Source organism: Pseudomonas sp. PNPG3, assembly GCF_023093815.1.
Classification (GTDB): Bacteria; Pseudomonadota; Gammaproteobacteria; order Pseudomonadales; family Pseudomonadaceae; genus Aquipseudomonas; species Aquipseudomonas asiatica.
In genome coordinates this window covers 1-14,698 of record NZ_JALLKV010000086.1, presented here as the reverse complement: position 1 = coordinate 14,698, position 14,698 = coordinate 1, and the positions used below count along the sequence as shown (strand labels likewise).

Sequence of the window (14,698 nt, the reverse complement as noted above, 5' to 3'; positions counted from 1 at the left end):
GCCATTGCGGCCTGACTTAAACGAAACGGCCTCCACGAAACCCGGGGCGATTCAGTTGGCCAACTGGGATGAGTTGAGCAGTGATCAGAGACGAGCACTAGCTGACGGGGCGTATGCCGTGGCTACTCCCTTTGGTAACGAACTCCTTGGCGTTTTCGTGACGCGTCAACCGGATTTGATGAAGCACTACACCACCTTGTTGGCAGATGAAAGAAATGCCAGGCAGGGAGGCGTGATCGTTTCGGAAGATGAGGTAGATAATGCCGAATGCGCTATCGAGCCATTGTCCGCATCCCCGCTCTCTCTGTACGACCTCTATGCCGAACTTTTCCAGCTAGCCCAGCAGGCTAAAACTGATGGCGGCAATCTCTGTTACGCCGAGCAGATCGAAGCTCTGATCATCTCAAATCTTCCTCGCCTGAGGGAGGAGTACTCGCTCTCAGAGGACGCCATTCGTAAGATTCTGGGTGAGTGCATCGACGTCCTGATCCAAATAGGCCGCGAGCTGTCACTGCAAGACTTCGAAGATGAGGAGTTCCTGTCGGCCTTTAGAGCGGCCTGGCTGGAGTACTTCAACGAACGCCTGAAGGATGAGGTGCCTGAATCCTTCCTGGCCGATTTGACCGAAGAGAAAGAGAGAGACTCCGTTGAGATCAAGGCTCGCCTCGCAGAGACAGAAGCGCTCTGTGCTCAAATCGAGAGCGATCTGACAGACTTTACTGAAAAGCTCAAGACTGCCAATTTCCGCGAGAAAGGCGATCTGCGCAGCAAGATCACCGAAGCAGAAGAGTCTCGTGCCAAGAACAACAGGCAGCATCAAGAGGTGGAACAGGAGGGGTTGGATCTGCTGTTGCCGCCTGGTTACCAGCTCGAAATGCTTTCAGCAGACGACGAAGAATTTGCACTGACATCGCAGGCCTTCCACCCCTCAGCCAAAGTGGCGCTCAAGGCATGGTCAAACTCACTGTCGGATGGCCGGGTAAATGATCCCATCCTCGATCATTCCGATACAGAAAGCGCAGCCCTTATTGATGAGCAACCTGAGATTGCACCAACGGAACAGACTGCGGATGAAGTGACCCCAGATGACCCAGCGCCTGGTGTCTCTGACGAGCCACAACAGTCTGCTGCACCTGAACCTGTTCGCGAACCGATAGATGAGCCTGAGATCGTTGTATCGGACGAGCCCGCGCTTCCCCCTGTTGCCGACATTGAGGAGCCAACCACGACCACAGGTGCGGCTGACAACTCTGCAGACGATCACATCGCGCAGGAGCAAACATCACCCGAACCGGTGGAAGACGAAGTCAACGTCTCTCATTTCTTCAATAATCCACAGGAAGCCCGCGAGCGGCTTGAGCATTGCCAGCAGACAATGGATGTTATCCCCGCCATTGCGGTGGAAAACATTGCAATGCTGTGGCTCAAGCGTGGGGAGCTCCCACTGGCCAGTAAGACCCTTGAGATCGCCGGGCGAATGGGCGTTGCGGGTGATCTGCTGTCGCTACCATTGGTTCAGGCGGCCTACCACGGCATGCATGTCTGGCGTGGTGATTCTGCAACCGTCACCCGGGTTCAGCATAGCCTGCACCAGCTGTCCTCTGAGATCATCGAGAGCTGGATCTACCGACGTCCAGGCGGTCGGGTTGTCCCCTATCTGGTGTTCGCCGCCACGCTTCAGCCGACGTTGTTCTTTGGCATGATGACGAACGCACCGCGCCTACTCTCCTCAGTCATCAGCAACTTCGATGGCCCAGTCGCCAGACTGATCGAGGAAGTGGTCAGCTTCTCCAGCCACAATACTCGCATGGACGTAGACACCTTGCGGGAGCAACCTACTAGGAACGACAAAGAAGCGCGCGAAAGACTTGCGGCTCGCCTCGTTGAATGGCAAGACCGCATTCTCAACAAGCAGACTGGCTGGGCCCCGGCACGCAAGGCGATGAAGGAGTGCCTGGCACGTGAGGACTTCACCCTCGCGTATGAGAGCATCACCAAAGATGATCCTTCGCGGATAGATGAGGTGCGTGCGTTTGCCGACCAGTATCGAGACAAGGATGAGCAGTCTCGACTGATGACGGCTGAAATCCTCAAGATGATGAACGAAAGCAACGCCGCTTCGCAGATCGAAGGCAATGCCAAAAACTGGTTCCTGCGCTCGATCGATGAGATCGTAGACGTTGCCGACCGCTGGGTCGAAAGCCACAGCTTGTTGGGCCAGCGCACCAGTGAAGTCAGTAAGTTCGCTCCACGCTTCCTCACGATGCTCACGACGGCTTGTGCGCACCTGGAGCAACGCTTCCAGAATACCGAAGACCCAGAGCAGCAAGCCGGATTGCTGCTTGCCATCAGCGTGCTGCGACGCATTAACAGTGTGGCAGAACGTCACGAGGATTCGATCTGGGAGATCTCTCGAATCAGTGGTTGGCTTCAGTGGCCATCGGAATGGCTGGCCGCCTCGACAGATGATGATGCTCATCACCAACTGGCGCACCTGACCCACCTGCTTGAAAACGGCATGAGCGATCTGGATCTCGCCGACCAAGCGCTGGATCGAAAGAACTTCCGACACGCCCTGCTTCTGACGCTCAACCATGAAGATGTCTACAAGGGCTCGATGACGGAGAACATCGAAGCAATCAAGCGCCTGTTCTCGGAAGAGGTTCGCCAGTGCAACCTGCGGAGCGACCAGATGAGGGGGCTGTTGGACAATGCCAACATCGCCTCACTGATCGACGATGAGCGTCACTATCAACTGCGCGGTGAACTAGAGCACCTTCAAGATCAGCTCAAGAGCCTCAGGGCGCTGGATGACCTGGGCGAGATTCACCGCAGCCTGGACGCCCTTGAGTCGAGCATCGTGACCAAGTTCACGGCCAAGAAGCAGGAACTTGAAGCGTCCCTGGATGTACTGGTCAACCAGGCCTTGGTCGAGCGCGGAACGGAGTGGGTGCCTGCAGCCTGGCAGGAGCAGATCCGAACGGCACTCAACTCGCACGACACGACCGTCGCCGAGGAGATGCTTGAGCACCTCAAGCACTCACTGGAAAAAGGCGAGGGACTGCATAGCGACGCCGAATCCGGCACTGAACTGCTCAAGCGATTCCTTTTGCTGGAACCTCAGCTCCACGCGATGCTAAGCCAGCACCGCAACCCGCGTGAAGTGATCCGCCACCTTTCGAGCGCGAACGTGAACGGCTTGTCTTTGGACGCCTTGCCTTCCTGCTTCAAGCTGGCGATCGAGGATCTGATCAGCCTACGTCGTCGCGTCAAAACGTTGGACAAAACGACCTACGATGAGCTTGTGCGCATCCTGCATGCGTTGGGGCTTGAGGCCACCACGCCCGCCTTTAGCAGTGCGATCTCGCAGCGCACAACCTTCTCTTCGAGAAGCCACATTACCCACCTGACCCTGAACGTGAAGCGACGCGATACAGGACGTGGGATCGTGTTCTTCAGCCAGAAATCGGAAGAGCAAGCTATCAACATCTTGCTCGCCAACGGCGAGTGGACGATCGGCGAGCTTCGCACGCTGCTGACCGAGCAGACTCAGTTCCTGCACGACCGGACGGTGCTGATTTCGGCAAAGGAGCTTTCGAACGAAGAGCGTAATGAACTTGCCAAGTTCTCAAAACAGAACAAGCATGCGCTGCTCCATGTTGACCCTGTTCTGATGACCATGCTCGCCGGCCTTGGTGTTTCCGACCACCAGCGGCTCAAGACCTTCTTGCAGCTCAGCCTGCCCTGGACGTTCAGCAACCCGTACACCGGCAACCAGATGCAGCCGGCACCACCGGAGATGCGTTATGGTCGCCAAAACGACATCAAGTCGCTTACCACCATGCGCAATGGCGCCGCCATGATTTTTGGTGGACGCCAGCTGGGTAAGACAACGCTGCTCAATGAAACACAGCGCTGGTTCCACAACCCTGAACAGCGTCACCATGCTTTCTTGTACCAGATGGATGGAGACCTAGATCGCGCCAACCTCTCCGGTAATGAGCTGGAAAAACACCGGAACCGTGTCTGGCAGATGATCTACCACTCTGCAGTGACCAGTGGCCTGATCAAGAACTCGTATCCCTCTGACGCTGACGGCATGGTCGATGAGCTGCGGGATTACTTCTCCAAGGACAACCCCGACGCACTCATGGTTTGTCTCGACGAGATCGACCCGATCCTGGGGCTCGATGCTGCCAACGGATTCCGGATTTTCCGTGAGCTCAGCGGCCTGGTTAACAACAGCAACGGTCGATTCAAGGTCGTCATCGCGGGCCTGGAAAACGTGCGCCGGTTCGCTGACGCCCCGAACTACCCACTGCACCAGCTCGGCAGCGCTATCCAGGTATCGATCATGAGTCCTGCCGAGGCGCTTCAGCTCATTCGCGAGCCACTGGGGCATTTGGGCTACGAGTTCGAAAATCCTTTGCTCATGAACAGGATTCTTGTCGAGACAAACCGCCATCCCGGCCTGATCCACATTGTCTGTCATGAACTGATTCAGACCCTGAACGCGAGGCACAAGGGCCGCGTTGGCTCGGTCACGATCACCGCTGATGACATTGAACAGATCCGCAAAGATCCGAACATTCGACAGCTCATCTGCGACCGATTCGACATCACGCTGAACCTTGACCTGCGCTACAAGCTGATCGCCTATAGCCTGATCTCACAAAGCACCAGTAGCTTCTCTCCCAGCCGCGCAAAACTTATTGTTCAAGAGTGGGCTCCGCACATCTTCGAGCCGATGACCGATGCGCAGTTTGAGGCGTTCCTGGATGAACTGTGCGGCCTTGGCGTACTGCAGTACATGCGACGTACCGAGGGCGGCAAGGAGTATGCGCTGCGCAACGCCAACATCATGAACCTGGTTGGTGGCCAGCAGAACATTGAAGACAAGCTGTTGGTTGCTGTGGATGCGATCAATGAGAACGATCCATTGTCCGCCCATGCCTACCCGATTAACGCACCACGCCCCTCCCCGCTCACGCTGCGAGACGAGAAACTGCTCATCAGCGAAGAGGTGCGCGAAAAGCCTACGTTTGGCGCTATTGAGGCACGCTCGTCGAACTACTCCGTGGGCATCATCACCGGATCGGAGGCCTTGGGGCTGGATCCTCATTGGATGCTTGAGTCTCTCTTGGCGATCGGGGAAGAAGAGCCTGCTCTGACTACCAACCAGAATTCTGGTCGCTACGTCCCAGCCCATAAGAAAGACACCGATCTCGGCTCCGCCAGCGAGTTCAAGAAGCAACTGGTCGAAAGCGTCATCGGTGTTCAGGCGCTTCGCAAGAACATCATGTTCTTTGTGGAGATCACCGGCGAGCAGCCGATCAGCATGATGTTGGATCTGCTGGACGTAGCGCACGAAGCGCGATTGAGCACCAATGCCAAGCGCAACCGTGTACGTGTCATCTTCCTGATGTCGCCACGCGCCCTGTGGCAGTGGGAGTCGAACCCTCAGCTTACCCAGGGTCGGGAGACCATGCAGCCTTTCATTGCCCTGGATATCTGGAAGAAGACCGCACTGGCTCATCTGCTGAACAAGCTCAACCTTGAGAATACCTCCACATCGACTAATACCCTGGAAAGCTACAGCCAGGGCTGGTACTTCTCTCTGGATAGGCTGCTGGCGGCCAAGAAGAAGAAGCAAGATGTGGTCAAAGTGAGCGGCTTCGGTGCGGCCTATACCTCGGTACTCAGTGCCAAGCCAAAGAGCATGGAGGAATTCCTCGGCAAAACCGGCGTAACCGCAGTGAGCTGGGGGCGGCATGTGCTGAGCGCGCTCTGTGAGCAGGAACGCTTTGATGAAGAGGATATTGAGCTGCAACTGATGGACGACTATGGGGATGTCGATCCACAGCAAGCGCTTCGCTGGCTGACCCGTCTGCGCCTGATTGAGCCTTGCCGCGTTCAGAAAAAGAACTTCTACCGCATCCCTCAGAGCATCAAGGCCGCCCTGCTCATCAATACCCCTCAAGAAGCCAAGGCCTGATCATGACCCAGCAAACAACAAGTCAATCAGACTGGGTGCAGGTGATGCGAGGAGCCTGGGGCGCCGTTCCAGCCGGTGAACTGCTCCATCCTGCTTCAGAAGCGTGGTCATCAATCAAGTTGCCGGCGCCTGATGAAGCCGAGTGTGCAAGTTTCGCGGTGGTCGGGCGCGCCCTGAAATACGGTCAGTCAGTGGCAATTGCACTGCCACTGATGGGCGGGGAAGGCATCACTCGGCTGATGGTCTATCTGCATCGAATCCGCCTGGATTCCTTGCAGGGGGGCATACGCTCGCCCTGGCTCAACCCCGGCAACATGGAGCAGTGTCCGGACATCGTATTCATTTCCCGACCCCGTATAGGCTTCCACGACCTTTCGCGTGTGGCGGCTTTACGCGCTCGCGTATTGCGTACTTCCGACCTCAAGCGCAACAAGGCATCCGCGTCCCAAACCCTGGTCGTGGACGGCTCCTCGGACGTGATGGAACTGGTCGAGGCGATTGGTAAAGGAAGCAAACCCTTCGTCCTGGTCGTGGATGGGACGCGGGGAGGCAATGAAAACAGCGCTGCCGTAGACAGCGCACTCTCGGAAAGCTTCCCTGACGTCCCCCGAATCACGCTGCTCTCCCTCGGAGACAGCGACGCCTTGGAGAGGATGCGCTCGAACGGAACACGCAGTCATCTATGGGTGATGCGGCTTGAAGATAAAGTGGCTCTGACATCCCCTGCCAGATCCGACTCTCAGTTCATGCTGAACGTGATCCAGGATCGTCGAGCAAACACGGAGCTCTCGCAGCTTGCTGATCGCTTCTTTGGCTTGCGCCGTGACCTGGATCGCAAGGACGCCGTGCTGAAAGAGCGGCTGGCAATCATCGGGAAAGTCTTTCGCAGCCTAAACGAATTGCCCGTCCCCCTTTCCTATCTTGAGCAAGCCTTACAGGCAGCGACCCGACCGGGACTTTTTCCTGTTCGCTGCCTGGAGCGGTGGCTACAAATCGCCGAGAAGGGAAGCTGTCTATTTGGTGAGTCCGAAATGGGCTCCCGCGGTCTGATTCAGCAGCTGAGAAACCTGCATCAACTGCTCATGCAGTCCATTACAGGCAAAGCGAGCTGGCTGCTGAAGCACCTCAAAGTCTGCTGCACAAACAAGGCCTATACGTTGGTGCTGTGCGGCAGCCCCCATGAAGTAGCAGCCTTGGAGAACTGGCTCGACACTGAACTCGACGAAGGCTGGAGCGAGACCGTTCAGATAACCGCAATGGACGGTGTGAAAGCCTATCGACAGTTCTCCGGGGCTGTCGATGAAGTGATCATCACGGGGATGCTTTGGCCAAATCGACAGCACTGGCTGGCAACGCCCTGTCGCCGGTTGACCATCCCCGCCTACGAGTATGAAAAGCCATTTGTAGAGCGCATGTTGCAATTGTGGTGGGCAAAACACGGCGTTCAGAGCCGTCTCGATGGCGACAAGCTGACTCACTGGCTGCTCGGCTGGAGCAGTCGTCGATGCAGCGATATCGATACGCTTCCACCGTCCCTGTCGCTGAACGTGACCAACACCATAGATTGCAGCCACTACCCGTCCAGAGAGCGAGAAGCCTCCATCCCACTGGAGATGGACTACAGCAATTGGTTGGACATGCTCATGGAACAACCCGCTGAGCCTACGGCTCCAGTGCAAAGTGGCGAGGCCTTGACTCCAGACCTGATCTGGATCTCCCTCGAAAACTCGCAGAGCGAGTTGCCCTGGAGCAAAACACGACCGGTGCTTGTGCTTCGGGATGAGGAAATCCATCTAACGCCTGCGGACGAGCTGAGTGAGGGTGATCACATCATCTTGCTCCGGCACACTGATGAGCGCATTGCCACCCAAGAAAAGCTATTCGATATGGTGGCTCTTTCGGAGGGTATGCAGCAGTTCCTCAGGGCCGCCAACCGGTGGAGAACCATGGTCGACAAGGTCTCTGCGCGACTGACGGTCGCCCAGGTACAAGCCCAGTTGCGCAAGGGCAAGGTGAAGGTCTGCGACGCAACAGTAGGCAACTGGTATCGCCACAAGGTCTATGGGCCCCGCGACCGAGCAGCAGTTACCGTATTCGCCCGCCTTTCTGGCGCAAAGAACCCAGAGAACGCTGCACTTTTGGTAGCTAACGCCATCGAGCACGTACGCACTGCTCACCAGCAGGTGGGGAAACAGTTGCGCAAGGCCATTCTGGAACGAAGTGCAGGTGCAACCACGGTCGAGATCGGCGAACTGACCCTGGATGGACGGGCCTTCGACGACATGATCGAACTTGCGGTGGTGAAGTCGATTCGCGTGGCGACTACCCAAGCCATTTCCTCGAAAGAGGAAGACTTGATCGACATCGCCTCAGGGGTTACGGACGCGCATCCTGGGCGAATCTACATGACCAACCCGGCTATCAAATCCCTGCGGGACTCGGTTTACCGTGACCACCCGAAATTCCGGGCGTGCTTGTCATTGATGGCCACCAAGCTGTACGACCACTACAGCACGAACACGGGCCGCCTCCATGATGTGCTTGAGCATTTCAAGCAAGAGAGCATCGACTTTGTACCCAAAATGTCCGCGGTGACGATGGGCATGTACGCGGACAACCGCCAGTACAAAGGCAAACCCGCGAACATGGACAGGCACTTCTGCCTTGGAAAAGCGCGCGATCCCTCACGGACGTTGCGCATTCATTTCGACTGGGATGCCGATGACAAGCTGCTCGTCATCCATCACGCCGGCAAGCATCTGGAAACCACACAATCTTAAGGATGAATCATGGCTCTCAATTACCGGGAAAAAATGGGCCTGACGGCTGCTTTTCTTGATGAGATGCGCCTGCGACTGAGCGACAAAGACGTCGATGTCCTGCCCCAAGACGGCAAGCTGTACGACGGCATCGAACCCAGTCGCGTCAGTTTGGTTGGTTGCCTGGGTGCAGCTCCAGATCCGGCCTATACCGGGCCGCAACCACCAAACTCGATCGGCATCGTGCTTTTGGTCTCACCCGACAAGGAAGGCAGGATCAAGTGTGAACTGAGCGGCCAATTCGACGTGGTGCACCGCTACATTCCCGACTTGCGTAGTGTTGAAGAGAACCTGGTACTCGATGCAGGCTCGCCAAGAAGGGGGCAAACCTTACCCCAGGCGTTCAAGCGCTACACGGTGAGCTTCTCATCAATCATGCTGGATCTTGATCCCGGAAGGCCCAACGAGTGGGTATCAGGGAAAGCAGCAATCAACGCCGTGCTGAATGCGGAACAACAGCGATGGATTAGCGATCCGCGGGTCATGCGGCGTTGCCACACAAATGCAAATGGCAACGCGAGATTTGGCTACAACTGGAGCGACACCGCTCTGCTCGATCAGACGAGCTTGAACCGCACCGTACACGAGCAGATCGCCGAAGACCGCAATGCGATCCTCAACTACTCAATCAACCTGCGCGCACGTCTGCGTCCGACTCCATCAGCATTCGGCGCGAACGCGCAGGGCAGCTTCCTGCTTGAGGTGTTCCTGGAGAACCAGACGACCACTGACCACGCTCGGGCGTTTGGTGTCGACTCACCCTATCTGCTCGATGCTCGCCTTCTCAGCAAGCTCGTTGCCGGCGAGAATTACAAGGTGCCTCACCGCCTGCAGCCGGAAGAGTACCGTTACCGCGATGATGATGGACTGCCAGGATACGGCATTAGCTGCGCAGTCGTTGAGGTGGAAAATAAGCTGTTCATGACGGATGGGATGCCGACTTCCGCGCAGCCCCGTGTTGATGCCCCGTCACCTGAAGAAGTGGATATGGACTATGCGCCGAGCTATGAAATGCTCGCACGTGATCCACTCAAGGTGTGCGACAGCTTCCTGAAAACCCAAGAGCGCTACCTTGGGGAGTGGGCAACCCGAATCAGCGATTTGGAGTCAGCCAGGCTGATGGCAGACAAGGAAGTGGCTCTCGCTGACCGTGATGCCTTTCAGGAGGAGATCCGTCGAATCCGAGACGGCGTTGAGCTCCTGCGCAAACATGACGACCTGCGCCAATGCTTCCAGTGGATGAACGAAGCCATGGGCGCAGCCATCATGATCCAGGGGAAAAAGTTCACCGGATGGCACCTGTTCCAGCTCGGCTTCATTCTCTCGCAGATACGGTCGATCTACGAACGGCACGCCACGCCAGATGAGCTTCGTGGAAGCATGGAAACAGCAGACGTGCTGTGGTTCGCCACCGGGGGTGGCAAGACGGAAGCCTACCTCGGCATCATCAGCATGGCGTTGCTTTATGGCCGACTGAAGGGGCGAGATTTCGGCACCACAGCCTGGCTCAGATTCCCGTTACGAATGCTGTCCGTTCAGCAGTTCCAACGGCTTTCCTACGTCCTCGCCCAGACCAATATTCTGCGTCAGCGCGAGCGTCTGAACGGCTGGCCTTTCACTATCGGATACTACACCGGTGAAGGCACACCAAACCGGGTCAGTAGTACCTATGGCGAAGACGTGCAGAAGGGCTTCCTGCCATCGTTCAGCGAAGAGCGCCTCAAGTCGTACCAATTCATCACTGACTGCCCATATTGCGGTACTGCGGACTCCATCAGCATTGCCACCGACATGGCTCGCGCGCGTATCAAGCATGTCTGCAGCAACCCCGAGTGCTGGTCAAACTGCCAGGCCGAACTGGGAGAACATGGCGAGGGCATACGGGGTGAGATCGGTATCTACGTCTCGGATGAAGAGTGCTATCGGTACCTGCCTTCCGTCCTGGTCGGCACAGTGGACAAGCTCGCCGTCATCGGTCACAACCATCGTTTCGTGAACTTCTTTGGCGGTGCGCGCTACTTCTGCCCTGAGCACGGATTCTCCCAGCGATCCAAATGCGAACACCGCCGCATCGAGCAGCGCGCTGAAAAATGGGAGGCCCTGGATTGCGGCAACAATACCCGCACGAGCACGATCAGGGTCGTGCCCACAGCCCTCATGAAAGACCCGGGCTTCTCCTTGCTGGTACAGGACGAGCTGCACCTGCTTCGAGAGTCCTTGGGCAACTTCGACGCCCACTACGAAACCTTGCTCAGCACCCTGCAAATCAGCCATGGCGGTCGAGCGCCCAAAGTGCTCTCAGCAACAGCGACCATCAAAGACTTCGATGACCACATTCACCACCTGTACTTGCGCAATGCCGTTCGTTTCCCAGCCCCGGGCGTCAATCAAGGCGAGTCCTTCTATGCCCGCAAAGCGAAAGATGATGAGACAGGCTCTCACCTGATTCGACGCTGGTTTGCCGGGATTCTCCCCATCGGTCGAGGCCGCGTGGCCATGAAAGCCGTGGCTGAGGCCAGTTCTCGCTTCCTGGATCAGGTAGACGATTGGCGGGACAAGCTGGCACATGCAGACGCGAAACTGCTGAAGGCGATTGGTCTAACCAGCGGCCAGAGCCAAGATGCCTTGCTCTACATCGAGAAAAACCTGAACACCGATCTGGTGTATGCCAACAGCAAGCGCAGCATCACCGAAATTATGCGCTACATGGAGGAGGTTAACAGCAAGACCGGTGCTGAACGTAAGGCACGGCTCCTAGATGGCGAGACCCGCCTGGACATGATCCTCGACGCCATTCGCCATGTAGAAACCAAGGATGCAGATGACACTTGCCGGCACATCATTGCCACCAGCGTCGTCTCGCACGGTGTCGACATTGCAGAACTGAACTTCATGATCGTCGCAGGCTGGCCAAAATCGACTGCAGAGTACATTCAGGCCTCTGCACGTAGTGGACGCGTGCACCCTGGCATCGTGCTCTGCGTGCTGTCATCTCACCAGCTGTTCGAGTCGGGTGTGTTCATGAACTTCGGTGACTACCACACGTTCCTTGACCGCCTGGTGGACTCGGTGCCGATCAACCGCTTCGCGCCCAACATCATCGACCGCACATTACCCGGCGTGATGTCCGCGGTGCTGCTCAATTGGGCCCCGCAGCAACGCTGGGGAGGCGACTTGAGCCACAGGGTGAAAGACCTCGTCACGTTGCTGCGAAGCGACAAAGGCAAAGCGGCAGCCTCCGAGATCAAGAACATTGTGATCAATGCTCTGCGCATCCCGGCAGCGTTGGTCGACACGTTCGACTCACGTGTCATCACCGGCTTCAACACCGCGCTAGTTAGCCGGGTCGACAATGCGTTCTTCGAGCTGGAGCGGTGGCCAGGCAGCAAGACCGATCAAACGCTGAGTGACGCCTTGGGTGACATCTTCGGGTACGCCCCCTTCCGCTCATTCCGCGATATCGAAAACCAGATTGTGATCAAGCCGGTCAACGGTGCGGCGGATCAAGTATTCATGGCTATGGCCAGGTGAGGAAGGAAGCATGGACAAGGAATATGTAAGCCGCAGCCGACTATTCAGGGAAGCCTTCCTCCCAGGGGCCTATACCCGCCTGCGAAATCAGGCGTACGGACGAGTCATGGGTATCCTCAACAACAGCGGCACAGCGCTGGAAGGCGTTGATAAGGAGCAGCTGCGCGAAGCTGTCCTGACATTCGTGCACGACTGGGAAAGCGCCGGTGGAGAAGTCGACCCAACCTTCATGACCGCCGCGGAAAAGAAGCGACTGGAAATCCAATCTCCATCAGAAATCTTCGTCTCGCCAGCACCGCTGATCCTCACCTGCAAACGATGCAAGGTGCTCGATTTCTACGATGCTCGTGAACCAGAAGACCGGACGCTCTCAAAAATGCAGTCCCGGATCAGACAGCACAACGGTAGAAGCTTCATCCCTTGCAAACGCAAAGGTTGTTCGGGAGAAATGATCCAGCTCCCTTACGTTTCAGTGCATCGCTGCGGGTATGCAAGCCCCGTGCACATCCCGCACCCTGCCCGTCGATCCAGCAACATCGGTTACAAGGATGCGGGCACGTTCTTTCACTCTTCGTTTTTCGACGTGGAGACCGGAGAGAAACTGTCGGGGTCATACCAGGACGATTGCCCTGCCTGCAGCGCTTTGTTCGGCGCCGAGATTCAGAAGCGCGGCACGCCTCTCACCAGTGGTGAATCATTCTATGCCCAGAGCACCCAGTACATCGCATTAAGCGAAGACAGGGGCAAGCTCATTGCAAGCCTCCTGCAATGCCTGCAAAACGCCCCAGAGGGCGCAGAGGGCTTGGCCCAGGATGTCTCCGAGGGCGTGGCGCTCGCGCTGCTAAAACGGTTGTCTGGTCGTGAGCTTGAGCAGAAGCTTGCCCTACTGCTCTCGACCAACGTTGGTGATGCAGATGAACAGGCCGCCCTGCGTTCGCTGCTGGAGCGAAAAAAGCTCAGCATCGCGAAGTTCGAACTCATGGCCGCAGATGACGACGACATGGCCATCGTGCTGGACTCCGCTCGGAAGGAAGTGGCCGAGATAGAAGGCAAGCTCGCCGCCTCTTCCGGATGCTTCCGTACGGTACGTGACCTCATCCCGGAGCTCACCACACTGATCGAGTTGGTCGGCAATCGGCGCACACTCGAAGCAGTCTTCTTGCCCCATGACGTTCAAGGCAAGACGATCGAGCAGGAGATCCAAGAAACCACGGATATCGCACAAAAGGACTTACTAGCTATCCAGTGGCAAAGCGTTCAAGAACGCTATGGGATCGATTCGATCACTCACATCCCCGATCTTCGAGTGGTCTTGGCTACGCTGGGGTACTCACGGGAGCGAAGCACGCCGACGATCAACCCTGAGGCACCTCCTGTGGTGCTCAACGCCTTTGCCGATCGCGTCGATGAGGGCATGAAAGGCAAAACATCGATCTACGCGATGTCGGCGAAAACTGAAGCCTTGTGGATCCGTCTGGATCCTCGCAAGGTACTCAGGTGGTGTATTGACTCGGCATACCTCGAATCGCCAGGCGACGACGTACTCGATGACAAAGCTCGCAGTCACGCCCACCTGCTGAGCCACTATCACGTCCTGGCCATGCACCCAGGCAAGGCAGCCCGGGAAATCCCGGCACGCAATCCTGAAGAGGGCGCCCCCTTCAATCTGCTGCACTCGATCAGCCATGCGCTCATGCTGACTGCGCGACGCCATACCGGGTACGACTCCAAGAGCATCCAGGAATACCTGATCCCCATGGATTTGTCGGTAATTCTGTACGTGTCGTCAGTCCAAAACTACACCGCGGGAGGGCTGCTGACCCTGTTCCAGCACTACCTGCAGTCCTGGTTTGACGACGCAAGCATGTTTGCCTTCAACTGCGCCTTCGACCCTGTCTGCACCGACGTCGGCAACTCGTGCAGCGGCTGCGTGCAGATCGAAATCGGTTGCGAAACCTTCAATCAGGGGCTGTCTCGCGCCTACATTCACGGCGGGCCTGCCAATCGGGAAGGCTCGCTGTTCATCCGCAAAGGCTACTGGGAAGCGCCTGCACCGTAACCTCACTGACCGCAACAGAAGTCAGGTCACGAACTCAACCTGACTTCTGTTACGACAGTCGAACAGCGGCAACACGCACAAAGACCGAAGACTTGCCGACGCCATGCTGGTCTTGGATGAAGCCATCGAATACACAGAGCGCCTGGAGAAAGAGAACCGACGAGTCGCCCTCAATGAAATGTATGAAGCACTTCACCAATCGCTTTTAGCTGGTAATCGCTCATGGCTTGGAAAGGTCTGTAACTGCTCCATTAACCCAACATTCAAATCGTTTAGCTAATCCCGGATGCTGTG

At 56.9% G+C, this 14,698-nt stretch carries 4 protein-coding genes; all 4 read left to right on the top strand.

The window, feature by feature from the left end:
- Positions 1-55 precede the first annotated feature (55 nt).
- Genes MJ643_RS29105 through MJ643_RS29090 form a run of 4 tightly spaced genes read left to right on the top strand, consistent with a single transcriptional unit; the run spans position 56 to position 14,404 of the window.
- Positions 56-5,995, top strand: coding sequence for a hypothetical protein (locus MJ643_RS29105; protein ID WP_247727195.1), 5,940 nt, complete (start codon positions 56-58; stop codon positions 5,993-5,995).
- 2 nt (positions 5,996-5,997) lie between these two features.
- Positions 5,998-8,775, top strand: a complete 2,778-nt coding sequence (locus MJ643_RS29100; RefSeq protein WP_247727194.1) for a hypothetical protein — start codon at positions 5,998-6,000, stop codon at positions 8,773-8,775.
- Positions 8,776-8,784: 9 nt separating this feature from the next.
- Positions 8,785-12,345 carry a DEAD/DEAH box helicase family protein gene (locus tag MJ643_RS29095; RefSeq protein WP_247727193.1) on the top strand — a complete coding sequence of 1,187 codons (3,561 nt, stop codon included), beginning with the start codon at positions 8,785-8,787 and terminating at the stop codon, positions 12,343-12,345.
- Between the two features lie 10 nt (positions 12,346-12,355).
- A complete protein-coding gene (locus MJ643_RS29090; protein WP_247727192.1) occupies positions 12,356-14,404 on the top strand; it encodes a hypothetical protein in 2,049 nt (682 codons plus the stop codon).
- Positions 14,405-14,698 lie beyond the last annotated feature (294 nt).